Genomic DNA, 1452 nt, shown 5'->3' with positions numbered 1-1452 from the left:
TAGTACTCCAGTGCGACTTCGTGATCTATCCGGTTGAGGGGTCGGCGAGCCGTCGTTGGTAGTGGCTGCGGCGAGCACTGGCTTGATGGCGTCTGCGCCAGTTCGACCAGTGCAGCAGCCTGTGCGGGGAGGTGTTCGCCGTGATCAGCAGGGCGCCGAGCAGGTGGCGGATTTCGGGGACGGTCAGGTCGATCGGGTCGGTGCTGCGGGCGGGTCGGTTCGGGTCGGCGGGCCTGGCCGGTGTCGCGTCGGCGGCGAGGACGGCCAGGAAGGCGAGCGCGAGCATGGCCAGGGTGATGTGCCGGTGCCAGGCGGTCCAGTGGCGGACCTGATAGTGGTCCAGGCCGACCTGGCCTTTCGCGGCCTGGAAGCACTCCTCGATGCACCACCTGGTCCCGGCCACCCGGACCAGCTCCGACAGCGGCACTCGCCTCGGGGACCAGCACAGGTAGAAGGCGAGTTCGCCGCTGCTCGGGTTGCGGCGGATCAGCAGGTGCCGGTGGCCGTCGGTGCCGATCTCGATCCAGGCCCAGTCGTAGTAGCGCGGCCCCTTCGCCCCTGCTCCAGCGCTTTGCTGGTGCCAGGCCGAGGCGGGCAGGCAGTCGGCCACGGCATCCGCGCGGGCAGCGGTCCGCCCCTGGTTGATCCGCACCCGCGTGCTGCACGCGACGGCCAGGACGTAGCCGACCTCACGGGACTCCAACAGGGCGCGCAGGCCGGGGTCTTGGCCGTATGCCTCGTCGCCGCTCACCCAGGGGGCGCCGATCCCGGCGTCCAGTGCCTGCGCGATCATCTGCCCGGCCAGCGTGGGCTTGGTCGCGAACTGCGCCTGGTCGGGCACACCGGCGCGGGTGCGGCGCTCGGCGTCCCGGCACCACGAGGCGTCGGGCAGGTAGAGCCGACGGTCGATCAACGCCCGTCCTCTGCTGGAGGCGTAGGCGAGGAAGACGCCGACCTGCGTGTTCTCGATCCGCCCCGCGGTGCCGGTGTACTGCCGCTGCACGCCAGCGGAGCCGGTGCCCTTCTTCAGGAAGCCGGTCTCGTCCACGATCAGCACGCCGTCGTCGGCGCCGAGGTGTTCGAGGACGTAGGCGCGTACGTCGTCGCGGACCGCGTCGGCGTCCCAGCGGGCGCTTCGCAGCAGTCGCTGCATCGGCCCGGGGCGGGCGTGGCCGGCCTGCTCGGCCAGTCGCCAGCAGTTCTTCCGCTCGACGCCGGACAGCAGGGCGAGTACGAAGGCGCGGGCGGTCGCCCGCGGTTCCACCCGCCGGAACCGGCCCGCGATCCGGGCCATGGCCTGGTCGAACATCGCCTGCCATCGGGCGGCGTCTATGCTGTGACCCGCGGCCACCGCATGATCGTCATGAGTCCACACAACCCTTGATGATCACGCGGTGGCCGTTGCCGTTCTCACCCGGCTCCCGGGAAAGATCACGAAGTCGCACTGGAGTA

Annotated in this window: 1 protein-coding gene; it reads right to left on the bottom strand. The window is 70.9% G+C overall.

Translation table 11 applies throughout. The features are described 5' to 3' along the window. Positions 1-25: 25 nt before the first annotated feature. Positions 26-1309 carry an IS701 family transposase gene (locus tag ACIG5E_RS39470; protein ID WP_396542154.1) on the bottom strand — a complete coding sequence of 428 codons (1284 nt, stop codon included), beginning with the start codon at positions 1307-1309 and terminating at the stop codon, positions 26-28. Positions 1310-1452: the final 143 nt, after the last annotated feature.

The organism is Kitasatospora sp. NPDC053057 (assembly GCF_044546945.1).
Taxonomy (GTDB): domain Bacteria; phylum Actinomycetota; class Actinomycetes; order Streptomycetales; family Streptomycetaceae; genus Kitasatospora.
The sequence above is the reverse complement of the archived record's forward strand: the minus strand, read 5'-3'. Positions and strand labels throughout refer to the sequence as shown.

What these genes read in the sequence shown, in the direction of transcription:
- ACIG5E_RS39470 (WP_396542154.1), bottom strand. Translation starts at nt 1,309, where the DNA reads ATGTTCGACCAGGCCATGGCCCGGATCGCGGGCCGGTTCCGGCGGGTG.